Below are 18562 nucleotides of genomic sequence, written 5' to 3' on the forward strand. Positions count from 1 at the left end.
CACAAACGTTAATGATAAGCAACATTCGAACTATTTTTGACCACTGTACGTTTGTTTACACAGTGGTAACCCTGAGGTTCGAAATCAACATATCGATGGAAATATAATGTTTAGAATTGTGATTAATAACGGTTTGCTCGCAGGCCTGTGCATGACATTGTGCGCACTGAGTCTGCCTGCATACAGCCAGTACTTCGGCGATAATCAGGCAAAGCTTGTTGTGCTTGAAGAGGTGGCGTTCAAAAACGAGACCAAAAATGTGGAGGCTGTCGGCACTGCCGAGGCGATTCGTTCCGTTACGTTGTACGCAGCTGTTTCTGATGAAGTCACTGAAGTGAACTTTGTGCCCGGTCAACATGTTGAAAAAGGCAAAGTGCTGGTGAAACTTGATGATCGTCGGCAACAGGTTGCTGTTCGCCGCGCACGGTTGCAATTGGAAGACTCCTTGCGCACATTCAAACGCTTGCAGGAAAGCCATGAGCGCGGCGCCATTGCGCAAAGTGAACTGGACCTGGCACGAACCGACCGCGATCTCGCTGAGGTGGCATTGGCAGAAGCTCAGGCAGATTTAGATGACCGTATTATTCAGGCGCCTTTCAGCGGTGTGGTGGGTCTCACAGATATCGAAGTGGGCGATCGCATTAATGAACAGACTGCTATTACTACCATTGATGACAGAAGCAAACTCTATGTGAATTTCAGAGCCCCGGAAGCTGCGCTATCGGTGCTGATGAACAATCCTAAGGTAACCCTTGAGCCGTGGACAAACCGCAATAAAGATATCAGGGCAGAAATTGCTGAGGTCGATTCACGTATCAGCGAAGACGACCGAACCATGCGCGCACGCGCCTTACTGGACAACAGTAAAGACAGGTTTCGGCCGGGCATGAGCTTTCGGGTTAACTTATCGGTAGATGGCAATCGCTTTGCTGCGATACCCGAAGCTGCGCTGCTGTGGGGCGCCAATGGCGCATATGTCTGGATTTCAGAAAACGGCAAGGCTAAGCGTATTGATGTTGAAGTGCATCAGCGCCTGCGCGGCACTATTCTGGTTTCGGGCAGTCTTGAAGAAGGCGACTTACTTATCTCAGAAGGTGTACAGCGGTTACGTAACGGTCAGGATGTGACAACGGAACTGGCGCGGAGCGCTGAGTAATGAGTCATCTTACCTCCCAGAATAATGATCTCCCCTCCACTGCCATACGCCGGCCGGTTTTAATTGTTGTACTTAACCTGCTGGTTGCCATCGCTGGCTTCGCTGCACTTAACGGCCTGGAGGTGCGTGAACTACCCGATGTTGATACACCGACCATCACGGTCACTGCACAGCTTCCCGGCGGTTCGCCGGAAACGGTTGACGCTGAGGTAACCAGTCGACTCGAGGGAGCGGTAGCCCGGGTAAGTGGTGTACAAAATATTTACGCGCAAAGTGAAGAAAACAGCGCGCGGGTGCGGGTTGAGTTTCGCCCCGGCATTGATCTTGAGGATGCCGCCAATGAAACCCGGGAGTCTGTTAGCCGGGTACAACGCCAGCTACCTGAAGATGTTGAGCAGGTTGCCATTATACGCGCTGATAATGATGCCGAGGCAGTTGTCAGTATTGCCGTGTCCTCCCGCACGCTGGATATGGAAACCCTGACCGAGCGCGTTGATACTGACTTAGCCCCCCTCTTTCTGAGTATTCCCGGTGTTGCCGATGTTCAGCTAAACGGCAACCGTGAGCGGGTTCTTCGGGTATCTGTCGACCCGTTGCGTCTGACCAGTTATAGCCTGTCAATGACCGATGTGGCAGACGCCCTGCGCCTGGCCCCTTTTGATGTGCCAGCAGGCAGTATCCAGTCTGAGGATCAGTCTTTGATTGTTCGCGCTGACGCAACGTCAGTAACAGCTGAAGATGTTTCATCAATTGTTCTGAATAACGATGTACGTATCGGCGATGTCGCCAGTGTTTATTTTGGGCCGGCCGATACTACCAGCATGGTAAGACTGGACGGCAAGCCGGTAATCGGGCTGGGTGTAGTGCGTCAGGCTAGCTCTAATACTATTGAAATATCCGATGAAGTTCGCGCCATGGTCAGCCAGCTCAATGAGCGGTTTACCGATATGGATATTGTTGTTACCTCAGATGATGCTGAATTTATTCGTGACTCTGTCAGTGAAGTGGTGCAGTCGCTGAGCCTGACAGTTCTGTTGGTTGTGTTCACACTCCTGGTATTTATCGGCTCCTGGCGCGCGACAATCGTGCCAGCACTTTCAATACCGGTTTCCCTTGCCGGCGCACTGGGTATCATCTGGGTGCTGGGCTTTTCGGTCAATATTCTGACCCTGCTGGCATTGGTTTTAGCAACCGGTATGATTGTAGATGACGCAATTGTGGTGTCAGAAAATATACAGCGTCGTCGTGGACTTGGGCTGGGCGCACGCGCCGCGGCGGTTGTCGGTTCACGTGAAGTATTTTTTGCCGTTGTAGCAACCACTGCTGTACTGGCGTCGGTATTTATTCCTATTGCCTTTTTGCCCTCTACAGCGGGCCGGCTTTTCCGAGAATTCGGCGGTGTACTGGCAGGCGCTGTGATTATTTCATCATTCGTCGCCTTGTCTCTGGTCCCTGCCCTTACAGCACGGCTACCGTTGAAAAATCATAAGAAAGGTGGCTTTTTCGATAAAACATTTGGCCGGTTTGGTTACTGGTGTCTGGCGGGTTACCAGCGTTCATTGACCTGGTCGCTGCGATATGGCTGGGTCATTGTTATCTTAAGTCTGATGGCGGCAACCGGTGCCTGGTTCCTGTCACAAAATATCAAGAGTGAGTTACTGCCCAGCGAAGACCGCGGCACCATTCGTATCTTCGCACGCGGCCCTGATGGTGCGGGTATCAATTTTATGGATCGTCAGGCCGAGCGTATGGAAGAGGTGCTGTTACCTTATGTGGAAAAAGGCACGGTAGATTCTATTTATACGGTTGTGGGTTCATGGGATCCGAACATCGTCTTTATCACCGCTCCACTTAAACACTGGGACGAAAGAGACAAGTCGCTTCAGGATGTGGTGGAAGAAATACGTCCTGTATTGCAGTCGATTCCAGGTGCACCGGGCAATGCGTTTGGTGGCAATAGCCTGAATTTACGTGGCCAGGGCGGCGGTCTTGAGATTGCGCTGACCGGTGATAGTTACGAGCGGATCTTCCAGGCTGCGCAGGATTACGCAGCTAAGATTGAGCAAACAATTCCTGAACTTGGTACACCTCGGATCAGCTACGAACCCACACAACCGCAAATGCGCATCAATATCGATCGTCGACGTGCGGACGAACTTGGCGTACCGCTGAACGATATTGCAACGACACTGCGTGCGGCGGTTAATGGCGACGATATTGCTGATCTTAACGTGGGCGACCAGGCTATTCCGATTATGCTGCAATCCAGAAACCGGAATACCAGCAATCCCGCTGATTTAACCAATCTTTATGTTAAGTCGGAATCAGGAAATCTGGTCCCGCTATCAAGTATTGCCTATATCAGCGAGGAAGGTGTCGCCGCTGAACTAGAGCGGCAGGCGCAGCGTCGCGCGATTCAGATTGAAATGGATTTACCTGAAGAGGTTGCTATCAATGAAGCGGTCGAAAAGCTGCGGGGATTACAGAACACCCTGCCCGACGGAATAGGCCTTATCTTCCTTGGCGAAGCGCAAACCTATGAAGAAACATCACAGCAGGTTGCCATCACTTACGTACTGGCATTTATTATTGTACTTCTGGTATTAGCTGCGCAATTTGAAAGTGTTAACAGCGCTGTAGTGGTGATGCTGACAGTACCCTTCGGTATTGCAGCGGCCATTTATGCGTTATTCCTGACCAATACAACTATCAACGTATACTCTCAAATCGGTCTGGTTATGCTGATTGGCCTGTTGGCTAAAAACGCGATCCTGCTTATTGAGTTTGCCGATCAGCTGCGGGACAGAGGCTATGACATTTATGATGCGATCGTTGAAGCCGGTAAAGTGCGGCTTCGCCCTATCATGATGACACTGGTATCAACGATTTTGGGTGGATTACCGTTAATTCTGTCTACCGGGGCGGGCGCTGAGTCCAGAAATGCTATTGGCTGGGTGGTATTTGGCGGCCTGGGCATCGCGGTGGTGTTTACGTTGTACCTGACGCCTGTGTTGTATCTGGGTCTAGCCAGATTTACCAAGCCGCGGGCAGATGAGAGTCAGAGGCTGGAAAACGAGCTGGATCACGCCAGTCAGCAGTCGCTGTAAAGCTTCACTGTAACAGGTTGTTTATAAGACAAAAAAACCGCAATGAGAATTGCGGTTTTTTTATTTAATGAAGTGTTTGGTTCAGGGGGTCGCAGCAGGTTGCTGATTAGCCCGGGAACCGTTCACCAACGCTTTAGCCAGCATTTTGTGCGTAAGCAGGGAAAGAATTTCGGTTTCTTCTTCACTCCTGTTTCCATCCACACCGGTGATAGTCATCGCCACTTCCATTGCTCTGTGCGCATCAAAAGACAAGTCATCCTTAAACTCGCGCAAATAGTCCATCGCGACACCGGTATCCAGCGCCTTGCGTGTTTGATAGATAACGTCGTTTAAGAAAGCCTCCGGACAGATAGGGCTCTCCCATTCAAGGGAATTAACTAACTCTTCGAGATAGTCCTGCTCTGTAAGCGTAACCTTATTATCAATCTGGTAAAGAAGAACGGCGAGACGAACAAGGGCCTGGTTAAAAGATTGTTGACTGGATAACTGCATACAAACTCCTTCGCAGTTTTATCTGCGAATAATTATCGAAGCTTCCTGCTTCCACTTTATTGTGATTAATGAGGGTACATATCACCTGTTCAGGCAGCCCGGAACAAAGTGACACACGCATTACGCGCGTTTTCTGAAGATAGTTCAGCCCTTTATATGAAGTCTGTGTAAGTGTGCAGAACATGAGCGACTATCGGCCGGAGTTCGGCTAATTGCTGCTGTGATGCAGTTGCTAAAAGTATAGAAGATAATGACAGAAAACCAAATCGTGAGCCGGCCCTGAAAATAGCCGGCACACCATAGTGAGCTAGCGTAAGCCCAGGGTAATATCATTGATATAGAAGTTGCCACTGAATACGGCGTGGGCTTGTCCGGTGTGGTCAAGTGCAAAATATTGCTTATCCTGGTCGGTAAGCGCCTGATAACCGCCTATTACCTGGTAAAGCCACACCTCCGGATCAAAATCCAGCTGTTGCGCTTCATAGTAGGTAAGCGCCGAACACGGTTGGCCGGAATCGATAACCTGACAGAAATACGCCTCTACGGCCTGCTGAACAGGCTCCTTTTCCAGCGAAATGGTATCTTGTTCACTTACGTCGATTTCACTCGCCGGCTGATGTTTTTCAGTATCCGGCTGGCGGCGATGTATATCAGTGAGCGCACCCACCAATTGTTGCAAATCTTGTTCGTGCTCAACATTATTTACATCGACACTGGCGTTACTGAGCATTGCGGAAGCCTGATTAAAGAGCACCGGTACATCACTTAAATTCGCATAGTTCCCAGGTGAGAAGTCGGCTTGTTGCTCCACATGTAGCAAAAAACCTTTCAGTAGCCGGGTTCGTCCCTGGAACTCTCTGAAGCGACCGAGTAATTCCAACAATCGTGCCTGTGCAACAGAAAGCTCCTGTGCAGCCCTGGAAAAATTTTGTTGCAGTGCCACAACCAATAGCTGTCGCAATTCGCGGTTACTACCTGCCAGCTCACTAAGTTCATCAAAGCGGAAACACTCCAACTGAGTCAGCAGTTCCGATACCTGGCTCTGCGCAAGTTCATTTTCACGAATCTTTGCATCTACTGAAGAAACATAGCCGAATTCGTTATTTATTCGGCTGAACATGACTCTGACACTGTTGGCTAACGATTCGGTCAACTGATACACATGTTCGGTGAGATCAGACATGTGCGCATGCGCCTCATTGAAACGATTATAGTGCAGCGCTTCTTTGTAATGCTCGGTCAATGTTTTAAGGCTGGCCAGGGACGCACCGATATTGGCATTGATAGTACGGTTTCGTTCATCCTGAAGACTGCCTTCCAGAAGTGTACGCACCGCCGCCTTCAGCCGTAAGGGGCTTTGCGGTTCTGGCCGCCAGAGCACCTGCAACTGAACCAGCTGGTCAAGCACCTTCTTACTGTGCTCCTGCTCATTTACATGCCCGGAGACATAAGCCTGCATTATCAACTCACTATGCCGGCCAAGTGCGTTGAGCAGTTTGCTCCCGGCCTGGATAAGCACCTGACTCATATCAGACTTCCCTGACTGATTGCGGCTTCGGCCTGCTCTGACAACGACAGCGATTCGGTTTCATCGATAAATTTAATGACATCATACAGATGCTCGATACGGCCGGTCGCCAGGTAAATCTGTTTATCCGCATTAGGCTTAACCAGATATCCAAGGTCTGTCAAACGCCTGAAAACCTGTTTCAACTGCCCGTCCAGATTGACACTGGTTGAATTAAACATCCGGTAGCGGGAAATTTTCTCCAGTTGCTCAGCGTACGCCGGGGTATCCTCAATGACAGATTGCAACTCGTTGAGCCGGATGGCGCTGCCCATTGTCACGGGAACATCGGCTTCACCAGCCTGCTGAACCAGCATCAGCCATTCCACCAATGGTACCAGTGACGATGTAGTTTCCTGAAACTGATTCAGTAATGTTTTTCGCTCGCCCTCACCCAATGTAAGATACGCGGCAAAAAACACCTCCCCTTCTGCAGAGCTGGCCAGCGTACGATTGAGCATATTAAGGTGAGGCTCAAGCGTATCGGCATTTTCACGGCGTTTCAAAAAGCGCCATGCCTCTTCGTCCGTCACCTGACAAATAAACTTTCCTTCCAGTAACTGGCTGAGAATACGACCTGCTTCAGACATCATGCTGACGCTTCCTCCTGAGTTCTGCGAGCCTGAATACGCTCGGCGATGGCACTGGCTTTAGGTTGCACAACCTGCAGCTTACGACTGACTTTATCGATAAGGTAGCGGTTTTCAAACAAGGTAAGCACATCTGACTCCGGGTTGGGGAATGCGCCAACAACACTGATGTTGTTTTTGTGACATGCATCAAAAATCTTTTTAACATTGCTTTGGTGCAGCGTACCCAGTTCATCGATAGGCCAGTGGACTGTGGTACTGCCATCGCTGCGTAATAACCGCGTGAAAGCCAGCAGAAATTTACACAAAATCAGATAGGCCATACCGTGGCTGGATGATTCGTTGAGTTGTCGATCAGTACGGATAATCAGGTCACTGTTTCCTTCACGCAGGTGTAACTCAATATCCAGCAATTTGCTGATACCACCTGTCAGAGCGGCGCGGCCCAGTATATCCAGAACCCGACGCATACTTTGCCCGTATTCCTCGTCGGGTAGCTCGGCGGCACCAGCGGCCATCCATTCATCATACAGCCCCCTGAATTGCTCCAGTTCTGGCCAGAACTCGAGTTCACTAATGCGTGAGCGAATTTTTACAGCAGAATCCGATACGCCATCAAGGAACAGCTCGCTGTCGACTTCTTTCGTTATTCGGCGACTCTGACTAACAATGCGCTTATCAATGTCCGCCAGTACGTAATAATACTGAGTAAGGTCGGCACCGAAGATTCGTCCCTGTTCCTTGAGCCCCTGTAGCTTCTGCGGAACAATCACATTCAGTAGTTGTGAAAGGTGTGTCACCATTCTTCGGTGGTCAATACCTTTAACGCCGTGCGCATTGATAACGGCACATTCCTGACGAGCCCTTTCCCAGGTATCAGAAAGGCCTGTGCCAGCCTGCGCAGCAATGAGCTGATCAAAGCGCTCGACATAATTACGCACATCGCTGAGCAATTCTTCTCGCTCCTGGAGCAATGCCTGCGCCTGTGACAGCCGCTGTCCGATACTCACATCATCGAAGCGCTGCTCATCTGTTTGCTCGGTGCTTGCAAGGCTTATACGAGCAAGGGCTTTGCCCAGCGAACTGACCTGCTCAAACTGCTCCGTTGCGGTTTTCAGTGTAACTTCCAGCTTTTGCTGCGCATCCTGAAGCGCTTCCCGATTTTCCCGATAGCTACTGTTCTGCCGAGCCAGACTGCGCTCAGCATCAGATAATGTTTTACGGGCTTCACTCAGGCCGTTTTGCCACTTAACCTTATGCCCGGTGAAAACAGTTTGATACCAGCGCTCGTAGTCATTAACTTTATGCCGCTGAGACTCTGTTTTTGTGATGCTGTCTTTAAGTGATTTGATGCGCTTTTTCAGTTGACCAATTTCATCAACATCCACGCCGCGGTTGTCCAGCTCACTTTCCAGCCAGGCTTCCATGTCTTTTCGATCACTGGCCGCAAGCTCTCTGGCTTTATTAATATCGGCGTCACACTGTGCAATTTGCGCTTTGGTATCGCCTATCAGTTGCTGCCAGTGAAAACGGTGCTCTGTCTGGGCTTCACGCAACTGGTCATTTAATTCATCATTGTCTGCTTCGAATTGCGCGGCAATTTTCTTCTGTGACTGCGTATTTGCATCCAGTTTACTGCGGGCTTTTTGTTTTCTTTCTGATAATGCCTGCTGATATTCGCTTAACAGACCGTCTTTATCCTGCTGGGCGCGTTTACGGGCAGACTCTGCACTGCGTACCAGATTATCTTTCTGGGTAAGCGTCAGTTCGGCATTTCTTACCTCTTCATTGGCTTTGGCCAAGGCCTGCTCGCTTGCATTTTGCTCCAGTAGCGCATCCTTCTGACGCTGCTGAGCATCATTAAGCTGCTGTTTGAGAGCCTGTTCACTCTGGGCGTACTCTGGGGTATCAAGCGCTTCTGTAGATAAATCAATACCGAAAAGGGACGCGCCTTCATCTGCCATTCGGGGGCTTAGGTCACTCCGGTCCAGCAATTCAGGACGCAGTACCTTGCCCAGTGTTTGCTCCCAGTTATCTGCGTTTTTGCGCAGAAATTCCAGCAAGGAACCTTCCCCCGGGTAAAGTAACTGATTAACTGCAGATACAGCTTTCTCTTCTTTTTGATATAGCTGGCGAGCCTTATCCAACGCCTGAGATGCATCCTGTCGCGATTGCTGCAGTTTGTGATGTTGCGTCTGAGCCTGCCTGTATTCAGCGCGCGCGGCATCCTCATTGATAGTAGCTTCTTTAATCGTTGCATCCATCAGGTCCAGCTGAGACTGCTCAAATTCGTTAAAACCAACGTTGCTGACACTGGCCTTTAGCTCGGCCTCACTGACTTTAAGTTCGCTTAGTTGCGCCTGATATGCCTCTTTAAGCGATTGCTGGCGCTGTGCGAACGATGCTTTTATTTCATGCAGCGCCTCACTTTCCTGTTGCTGTTGATCGCTCTGTTTTTGCGCCGCTTCCTGTCGGGATGCAGACAGTTGCTCAAGGGTCGCATTTAACTTTTCTCCCGCCTCTGCCAAACGTCGGGCGAAGGCAGACTCTATATCCTGGTGTTTTTCGGTTAGCAGGCTGTAGCGGGATGAGACCGTTTCCAGTTCATTCTGCCACTGCGCCAGGTTTGCCACGTCTTCTCGCAGCTGCTCAATATCTAATTCCTGCCACTGCTCGTACTCATGCTCTACTGCTTCTAGCTCAGCACTAAACTTTTCGACATCGGCCCTGGCCCCGGACACAGTCTGATTGAGTAAATCGCGCTGCTCATACCACTGCGAATCGTTTTGCTTGCGCTGGTGCAGGTTATCTTCCAGCGAGGTTTTGGTCTGCTCTACTCGCGCTGAGAGCTGGCTTTTATCCTGCTCGAACTGGCCTTTTATCGTGCCGAGTGTTTGTTCAGCGGTAGTCAGGGCCAGATTAGCCTGCTCAAGTTTGGTAAATTCGGGGCGGATGCGATCAAACTGCTTAATGAGCTGACATTCTTTAAGCCAGTCATCCACGCGATTCCGGCTCAGGCTCGACGTGGGCGGTTGCACCCCGTCTTCCTCTAGTATCGCAGCAATCATCGCCTTGATAGTTTCCATTTTGCCTTCTTTTGAATGCACCGCTTTCGCCAGTTTCTCCATATGCCGAATATGCGATTGCTGCGAACACAAACTGAAAATACGCGCATAACCTAATAACTCTCGGGCATTACTGCTTTGATTCAGCACGCCCTGATCATTTTGTAAAATAGCCCGGAAATCTTTTGTGTTCAGTTGGCTGGTTACCAATATGTTATTTCGCTTCATCGCACGAGCTAACTCAACACTCGACACGCTGCTGTGTTTTTTGTTCTTCTGCTCTATCAGATAATCAGTAATATCAAATGGCTTACCGATGAACCGGTAGTTTACGCCACTCCCTGATGAGCTGAGTACCACCTGACACAAATCACCTTCAGGGCGGGTATATTCGTAAATAATGAAGCTGGAAGTGCGCGGCAGGTACCACTTTTCAAAACTGTCCCGGGTTGCGGGTACGACACGACTGGGATATTCACCGTAAAAAACCGGAATCAGTCGCTGCAGGGTTGTTTTGCCTGACGCATTGGTACCGCAAATATTGGTATGGCCGTCAAGCTTCAGCTCGACAACGCCGGGAAGATGAGTATCGATTAAAATAATGCGTTTTAAACCAGCCATAGAATTCCTGTTGTTGCATGGTGACGACGGCGCAGCGCGTTTTATACCGGCAATAGAAGGTTGCCGGTGAGTAATTATTTACAGATTGCCTTGCCCACATTTACAGCGCACGAAAGTGTATTATGAATCGCAGAAATTTCCCAGCCTGTATCTGTATACCTGCTTATACTGCATACAAGTTCCGCATCGGAAACAAAAAGGCCGCCCTTTTCAGGACGGCCTCTCATTATACAATACAGCATGCTAGCGCGGTGGAAACATACCGCCGCCACCGCCCATGCCACCACCACCGGGAGGCATCATACCTTTCATCTGGCGCATCATCTTCTTCATGCCGCCACCAGACATTTTTTTCATCATCTTTTGCATCTGCGTAAATTGCTTAAGCAACCGGTTTACATCCTGGATTTGTGTACCAGAGCCAGCCGCAATACGACGCTTACGTGACCCCTTGATGATATCAGGACGAGCCCGCTCACCCGGCGTCATTGAGTTGATAATGGCTTCCATCTGATTAAACTGCTTATCATTGGCGCTGTCTTTAATTTTCTCAGACATATTGCCCATACCCGGCAGCTTATCCATCAGGCCCATCATTCCGCCCATGTTCTTCATTTGCTCGAGCTGCTCTTTAAAGTCCTGCAGGTCAAAGCCTTTACCTTTTTGAACCTTTTTCGCCAGTTGCTGCGCTTTGTTTTTATCAACTTTACGCTCAACTTCCTCGATAAGGCTTAAAACATCACCCATTCCCAGAATGCGAGATGCAACACGCTCTGGGTGGAAAGGTTCAAGCGCATCAACTTTCTCACCCATACCAAGAAACTTGATAGGCTTACCGGTTATCTGGCGTACTGACAATGCAGCACCACCGCGGGCATCACCATCGGCTTTCGTCAGAATGACACCAGTCAATGGCAGCGCGTCATTAAACGCCTTCGCTGTGTTCGCCGCATCCTGACCTGTCATCGCATCAACAACAAAGAGTGTCTCTACCGGCTCAACAGCGGCATGTAGCGCTTTAATTTCGTCCATCATGTCACTGTCGACATGAAGACGTCCGGCGGTATCCACTAACAGAACGTCGTAGAACTGTTTGCGCGCGCTATCTATAGCCCCTTCGACGATGTCTACGGGCGTTTGCAGTACGGTAGATGGATGAAAGCCTACGTTGACCTCATTGGCCAGCGTTTCCAGCTGCTTAATCGCAGCGGGGCGGTAGATATCTGCACTCACCACCATGACTTTTTTCTTTTCACGCTCAGTTAGATATTTGGCGAGCTTACCCACACTGGTGGTTTTACCGGCACCCTGCAAGCCCGCCATTAAAACAACGGCAGGTGGCTTTGTGGCCAGATTCAGCTTCTCGTTCGCCTCACCCATAACCGCTTCAAGCTCAGACTGAACGATTTTGATAAACACCTGGCCGGGCTTAAGGCTTTTAGAGACTTCGGTGCCCACGGCCCGCGCTTTCACCTGTGCAACAAATTCTTTAACTACAGGCAGTGCGACATCTGCTTCGAGCAGAGCCATGCGAACTTCGCGAAGTGTCTCTTTGATATTGTCTTCGGTAAGACGCCCCCGCCCGCTGATATTGCGCAGCGACTGGCCAAGGCGGTCGGATAAATTCTCAAACATACAAAGCAGTCTTTTATTGATGATAATTAACAGGCGATAGTATAACGAAAATTGGCCGCACAACGTACCATTGTTGTTACACTTTTGCTTATAGATGGCTTTGATTGCGCGAAAAACAATAGCAATGGTTGAATTTATCGGTCACTTACAGTATCAATAGCGGCGGGCTGAAACATTGCTGTGGCTTGCTTCACATGGATGATAGCCTTTCGAGACTGTATTTACGGGAATATTAATGACCACGCCTTTTGCCATAGCGGCTATCTTTTTTTATTTTTTCAGCGCGGCAATGCTTGTCAGCCGATTCGTTCAGCATCAGCATTCCGAAAATATTGCTCTGCCCCAAACGGTGGCTGTTCTGGCTGCACTTGCCCATATCGTGTTTCTGGTGCAGGCAATTATGATTGCCCCTGGTCAGAATATGAGTATCACCAATGTACTGTCACTGGTTTCATGGCTCATAAGCAGCGCAATGCTGGCCTCTACCAGGGTGCTGCCTAATCAGATACTGCTGCCGGTGGTATTCTGCTTCGCCGCGCTGACAGTAGCTGCCTCCCTGCTGATCCCTGTCGAACATATCATGCATATTGAGTTACAGCCGGGGCTGGTTATCCATATTACGCTGTCCTTATTTGCCTATGGGGCGCTGGTCATCGCATTTTTATACGCACTGCAAATGTCCTACATTACCTACAGGCTTAAGCAAAAAGGCTCCAGTTTATTGCATTCCTCACTGCCGCCGTTAATGATGGTGGAAAGTGTGATGTTCAAACTTGTGCAGATTGGTACAGTGCTGCTTGTTATCTCGCTTGTGAGTGGTTTCATATTTCTGGAGGATATGTTCAGTAAGCAATACGCTCATAAAACAGTACTTTCGATGTTTGCACTGGTGCTTTATGTTATCGTATTAGCTGGTCAGAAATTAAAAGGCTGGCGAGCCCGTCAGGCCATAATTTTAAATGTAATTGGTGTACTGCTACTAAGCGTCGCGTATTTTGGCAGTCGCTTTGTCCGCGAGTTTTTGTTGTAACTATCCCTTAAATGGCTCACTTTTGCTAATTTGGGTTTAGCCTTGCAACCTGCCCGTCAAATTACTACATTGAACATCTCTTTAGGTACAGGAACCCGATAGTTGGACGACATATCTACCAGCACCCTCTTTATTATTCTGGCGGTGCTAATCTTATTTTCAGCGTACTTTTCCAGTTCAGAAACAGGCATGATGTCGATAAACCGTTATCGGCTGAAGCACCTGCAAAAAGAAGGCAACAGCGCCGCTAATCGGGTTCAGCGTTTACTTGAGCGCCCTGACCGGTTGATTGGCCTGATCCTGATAGGCAACAACCTGGTAAATATCGCCGCTTCGTCCATTGCAACCATTATTTGTGTGCGTTTATTTGGTGATTACTGGGGCTTTTTCGCTACCACCTTCGGTCTGACGCTGATTCTGCTTATTTTTGCTGAGGTTACCCCAAAAACACTGGCAGCGCTGTATCCCGAGAAAATAGCGTTCCCAAGCTCACTGATTTTGCTTCCCCTGCTTACCCTGATGTATCCATTTGTTGCTTTGATAAACAGCATTACAAACGGCATTCTACATCTGCTGAGAATAAATCCGACAAACGGTAGTGATGACTCACTAAGCCGTGAGGAATTACGTACGGTAGTCTATGAAGCAGGCGCAATGATCCCCAAGAAACACCAGGATATGTTGGTCAGTATTCTCGATCTAGAAAGTGTGACAGCAGAAGACATCATGGTGCCGCGGGCCGAGATTTTCGCCATTGATATTAATGACGACTGGAAAAAAATTCAGAAACAGCTGACAAGTTCACAGCATACTCGCGTCTTGTTGTATCGGGATAGCATTGATGATGCTGTCGGGTTTGTGCATGTGCGTGATGCGCTGCGCCTGTTGTCGAAAGACCAGTTTACCAAATCAAGTCTGCTACGTGCTGTGCGCGAGATCTATTACACGCCGGAGTCTACTCCACTGCATACATTGATGTATAAATTCCAGGCTGAAAAAGAGCGTATTGCACTGGTCGTCGATGAGTATGGCGACATTATGGGCCTGGTGACGCTGGAAGATATACTGGAAGAAATTATTGGTGACTTTACAACCAGCATGGTGCCGGACCACAGTAAAGAGGTGAATGTCCAACAAGATGGCAGCGTTTTGATCGACGGCAGTGCCAATATCAGGGACCTGAATAAAGAAATGGAGTGGACGCTGCCGACGGAAGGCCCTAAAACACTAAACGGACTTATATTAGAGTATTTGGAAGAAATTCCGGAAAATAAGGTAAGTGTTCGGTTGGCAGGCTACCCGATTGAAATTGTGGATATCAACGAGAACATGATTAAAACGGTAAGAATAATGCCGGAATTTTATACGCGGCAAGCCGAGCCGGAAAGCGATAACTAGAAAGCAATAAAATGGTATAAAGCGTTACTTTTTAACCTGAGTACGCCTGGCCAGGACCTGCGCTTTTGCGGCAGCAACTTTCGATGACAAATTGTTAAGTTTGCTCAGTAACTCGCGCATCTCTTCGTCTTCTCGCAAATCCGACTCGGCCATATGGCTTTCAAGCGAACGCCTGAGAAGCTCAGGAATCGATTTGGTGGTCATGATGATGTCCGTCCCCTACAAAAACCTACCGGTTAATCACGGCGCACTTTGCGCAGCAGCTTTTCACTAGATCTTATATCGGTCGGGATCGGAAGTTCTGAAGAGCAATCGTCAAAAATATGACAAAAATTTGAGCAATGCTGCCGGCTATCTTATTGAAAACGGAACTTAACGCCCCTGATAATGTTCCAACAGCTCACCGCGGTGGCCAATGCCAGAATAGTTTACGACAGCAACTGACGCGGTAGCGAACAATGGCATACGCTGTATCTGACAGATCTCGTCTAACAGATAGCTGACAAAAGGCATATGGCTAACCAGGAGTATCGAGCGCAAAGGTTTAAGTCGTGATCGGGATTGTTGAAGCAACGCATCAATGTAATCATGTGTCAGATGAATATCCCCGTCCGGCACGATATCATTGCAAATCTGATTATTCAGAAAACGGTGGTGCTGCTGCATCATTTCGAATGTTTGCTTCGTGCGGCGGTAAGGGGAAACAAGAGCCATATCAATTGTTTGATGCTGACTGTACTTTTCCAGCCATTCAGACGTAGCCAATGACTGCAACCGGCCATTGTCAGTAAGCTGCCGCTGGCGGTCATCACGACGAGCGGGCTCGGCTTCGCCATGACGCATTATGAATAGCAAGGTAGAGTCGCTGCTTTGACGTGGCATAACAATTATTAATACTATGGATTACTGCTACGTAACAATATCAGAACTGTGTTTACACGCCTAGCGTTTAAAAACAAACATGGTGTTGTTCGTTCACATTTTTTGCCTTATCTGATTGTGCTGTTCACTAGGCTGAAATACGGTTTTAAACGTGTAGCTAATCCTTTTGACCTGAGAGCATTTTGACAACATTAAATTTAGCACAATCAAAATTCATAACGCTGAAAAACGGCATGCGCGTGATGCTGTGTCAACCTCCGGAGGGCGAGGCGGCGTACGTGTCGTTATCGGTAAAGGCTGGCCACTTCTATGATCCTGAGGACTACCAGGGGCTGGCTCATTTACTGGAACATGCGCTTTTTCTCGGTAGCCGGCACCTTCCCAAAGCAAACGAAATAAATGATCTGGCTGAACGTTGCGGCGGTGCAATCAACGCCTGGACAGGCACTGAGTATGCTAACTATCACTTCCACTGCCACGAAGATGCGCTTCCTGCAATGCTGCCCGCGTTCTGTGACATGATGGCACATCCGCTACTTCAGCCTGAAGCGCTTGATAAAGAAGTCGAGGCTATTGAAGCGGAATTTCAGTTTAAACGTAAAGATGATTTACGCCGGCTTTATCAGATACATAAAGAAACCTGTAATCCGGATCATCCTTTCAGTAAGTTTTCGGTAGGTAATGCACAAATCTTCCGCCGTGAGGGCATTGAGCATTTACAAAGCGCGCTTATTACGCATCATCAGCGATTTTACTCTGCCACTAACATGGCAATGTGCATATTTTCCTCAATCCCTGAAGATACGCTAACTGAAATGCTGGAAGAGCAGTTCGGGATTATCAGTCAAGGTAATCCTGCGCCGGCAGACTGGCCTGATCTATATCGTCCTGAACAGATGGGTACACAGATAAATATAGAGCCACTGCAGGCAGCGCGCAGAATGATAGTAACCTTTCCCCTGCCCGGCTTACACAATAACTATCAGGTCAAACCGTTAGATTATATCAGCCATTTATTGGGCGATGAGGGTGAGGGTTCATTGCTTAATTACCTGAAGCAACAGAATTGGGTGACTAACCTTATCGCTGGTAGTGGTATCGAAGGGGATGATTTCAAAGATTTTAATGTCAGTTTTCAGTTAACTCCGGAAGGGCTGGAAAAGCGTGAGAAGATTCTTAAAGCTTTATTCAGTTTTCTGGCATTAATTAAAAAAGGAATCAACGAGCAATGGCGTTACGAAGAAAAGATGCAGTTGTTCGCTCTGGCTTATCAGTATGAGGATGCGCCCAAACTGATGCCGGTTGCCTGTGAATATTCGCACCACTTATTTTTGTATTCCTTTGAAGAGATCCCTCTGTTCAGAACTCCGATAGAGACCTACGACAAAGCGTGTTTAGAGGAAGCGTTACAATACTTCGACGCCAGCAGAATCAGAGTTAAGCTGATTGCGCCGGGTATTAAAACTGACAAGTTGTGTCGTTATTACGATGCAAAATATGCAACTGCCCCCCTGCCCGAATCATTAATAAAATCGCTGAATGATGAAGGTTGTCATGAGCAAATGACGCTACCACCACCGAACCCGTATTTAGGTAAAGAATACGCCTTGTGCCTGCCTGAGCCGGGCTACGCAAAACCTGCGTTAATACATCAGGAACATGGCTATCGAAGCTGGTTTGGACAGGATCATCAGTTTCATAGCCCTAAAGGCGATATTTACCTGTCTTTTGACACCGAGGCCTTTTGTACAGATGTCAAAGCGACAGCTGCCAAACGTATTTGGCTGGCGTGCCTGAATGATGCGCTGCAGTCGCGTTACTATCGCGCTGAGATTGCGGGTCTTCACTATCGCTTATATGGCCATCAGGCAGGGTTCAGTCTGCATACCAGAGGTTTTACCAACCAGCAGGTTCTGCTTGCTAAGCAGCTCATTTCTGCCATTAGTACGACCACACCAGATCGTGAGCAGTTTGCCTTACGCAAATCGATGCAAATTCAAAATCTGCAAAACTCGTTAATGAACAAGCCAACTAACCGGTTGTTCTCAAGATTAAGTGTGTTGATACAGCGCAATACTCAGGCACCGGTTGATCTTTTGGATGCCGTCAATGGGTGTAGTTACGACGAAATGATAAGCACAGCACAGTCTGCTCTTAGCCATTATTACCTTGAAACGTTCATGCATGGCAACTGGTCTGGGGACGAAGCCAAACTTTTCTGCAGCAATGTCAAAAAATTGACGCCTGGTGCATCCGGTGCGCCACTGGCGCGCTCGGTATCACGGCTGCCTGCCGGCAAAACGTTGTTACATAATGTACCCAGTGAGCATGATGATGCAGCGGTTGTCCTTTATTTACAGGCACCTAGTGCCTCCATCGAAGATACCGTTTTTTGCATGGTGCTTGAACAGATGCTGGCCGGCCCATTTTTCAATGTTCTTCGAACTCAAAAACAATTGGGTTACGTGGTAGGCACAGGTTATGTACCGCATAACCAGCACCCCGGCATGGCATTGTATGTTCAGAGCCCCCGGTATCCGGCTGCGGTTATCTTAAAAGAAATCACCCAGTTTTTGTTCAATCAACTAAACGAGATAGATTTCTACAGCGCGTATTGGCATACCATTCAGCAGAATCTGCTTAAACAACTTCATGAGCATGATTTGTCGCTCTCCATGAAGTCACAGCGTCTGTGGATAAGCCTCGGTACTGCTGATTACCAGTTCAACCGTAATGCAAGGCTAGCCGACTGTGTCAAAAATATGACATTTGATACCGTTAGAGCCTATGCCGAGCGAGTTGCAAATCGCCAGCTATACGGCGAATTGGTTTTATTTGCTAATGGCCATTTTGATACTGACCCGCCCTCCCCGGGAGTGAGAGAGGATGACATAGCAACCTTCAAGTCTATGATGCATGAGTAATCCTTCAAGCCTTTGTCTGTTATACCAAAGGCTTAATTTTGTGCAAAAATTCACCAAGCCACGCTAGTCTGGCAAAAAAAAGTTGTAGAGAAAGA

At 48.5% G+C, this 18562-nt stretch carries 12 protein-coding genes; 5 read left to right on the forward strand and 7 right to left on the reverse strand.

Annotation, left to right across the window (positions count from 1 at the left end; translation table 11 throughout):
* Window positions 1-151: 151 nt before the first annotated feature.
* A complete protein-coding gene (locus tag FBQ74_RS11705; protein WP_232372016.1) occupies window positions 152-1156 on the forward strand; it encodes an efflux RND transporter periplasmic adaptor subunit in 1005 nt (334 codons plus the stop codon).
* Entirely contained in the window at window positions 1156-4263 is a 3108-nt protein-coding gene (locus FBQ74_RS11710; RefSeq protein ID WP_139756836.1) for an efflux RND transporter permease subunit, read from the forward strand. Before FBQ74_RS11705 ends, FBQ74_RS11710 begins: the two co-directional genes overlap by 1 nt.
* 81 nt (window positions 4264-4344) lie before the next feature.
* On the opposite strand, the gene FBQ74_RS11715 is transcribed toward FBQ74_RS11710, so the two are convergent.
* The 5 genes from FBQ74_RS11715 to ffh all read right to left on the reverse strand — a co-directional run bounded on the left by FBQ74_RS11715 (window position 4345) and on the right by ffh (window position 12233).
* Window positions 4345-4755 carry a TerB family tellurite resistance protein gene (locus tag FBQ74_RS11715; RefSeq protein ID WP_139756837.1) on the reverse strand — a complete coding sequence of 137 codons (411 nt, stop codon included), beginning with the start codon at window positions 4753-4755 and terminating at the stop codon, window positions 4345-4347.
* Window positions 4756-5062: 307 nt separating this feature from the next.
* Window positions 5063-6283, reverse strand: a complete 1221-nt coding sequence (locus FBQ74_RS11720) for a phosphoenolpyruvate carboxylase (protein WP_139756838.1) — start codon at window positions 6281-6283, stop codon at window positions 5063-5065.
* On the reverse strand, window positions 6280-6915 hold the full coding sequence (locus tag FBQ74_RS11725; protein WP_139756839.1) for a condensin complex protein MksE: 636 nt from the start codon (window positions 6913-6915) through the stop codon (window positions 6280-6282). The genes FBQ74_RS11720 and FBQ74_RS11725 overlap by 4 nt, the downstream gene beginning before the upstream one ends.
* On the reverse strand, window positions 6912-10598 hold the full coding sequence (locus tag FBQ74_RS11730) for an ATP-binding protein (protein WP_139756840.1): 3687 nt from the start codon (window positions 10596-10598) through the stop codon (window positions 6912-6914). The genes FBQ74_RS11725 and FBQ74_RS11730 overlap by 4 nt, the downstream gene beginning before the upstream one ends.
* A gap of 243 nt (window positions 10599-10841) precedes the next feature.
* Entirely contained in the window at window positions 10842-12233 is a 1392-nt protein-coding gene (gene ffh / locus FBQ74_RS11735; RefSeq protein ID WP_139756841.1) for a signal recognition particle protein, read from the reverse strand.
* Window positions 12234-12468: 235 nt separating this feature from the next.
* On the opposite strand from ffh, the gene FBQ74_RS11740 reads away from it, so the two are divergent.
* Window positions 12469-13263, forward strand: coding sequence for a cytochrome C assembly family protein (locus tag FBQ74_RS11740; RefSeq protein WP_139756842.1), 795 nt, complete (start codon window positions 12469-12471; stop codon window positions 13261-13263).
* A gap of 102 nt (window positions 13264-13365) precedes the next feature.
* Window positions 13366-14661 carry an HlyC/CorC family transporter gene (locus FBQ74_RS11745; protein WP_139756843.1) on the forward strand — a complete coding sequence of 432 codons (1296 nt, stop codon included), beginning with the start codon at window positions 13366-13368 and terminating at the stop codon, window positions 14659-14661.
* Window positions 14662-14685: 24 nt separating this feature from the next.
* Here the strand turns inward: FBQ74_RS11745 and FBQ74_RS11750 are convergent, their stop codons facing one another.
* Together FBQ74_RS11750 and sixA are read right to left on the reverse strand one after the other, a co-directional pair.
* Window positions 14686-14865 (reverse strand): hypothetical protein, encoded by a 180-nt coding sequence (locus tag FBQ74_RS11750; protein ID WP_139756844.1) that lies wholly within the window; start codon window positions 14863-14865, stop codon window positions 14686-14688.
* Between the two features lie 168 nt (window positions 14866-15033).
* Entirely contained in the window at window positions 15034-15543 is a 510-nt protein-coding gene (gene sixA / locus FBQ74_RS11755; protein ID WP_139756845.1) for a phosphohistidine phosphatase SixA, read from the reverse strand.
* A 242-nt stretch (window positions 15544-15785) separates the two neighbouring features.
* Here sixA and FBQ74_RS11760 point away from each other — a divergent pair, with 242 nt between their 5' ends.
* A complete protein-coding gene (locus FBQ74_RS11760) occupies window positions 15786-18467 on the forward strand; it encodes an insulinase family protein (RefSeq protein ID WP_139757952.1) in 2682 nt (893 codons plus the stop codon).
* The last annotated feature ends 95 nt before the right edge of the window (window positions 18468-18562 follow it).

Source organism: Salinimonas iocasae, assembly GCF_006228385.1.
GTDB lineage: Bacteria > Pseudomonadota > Gammaproteobacteria > Enterobacterales > Alteromonadaceae > Alteromonas > Alteromonas iocasae.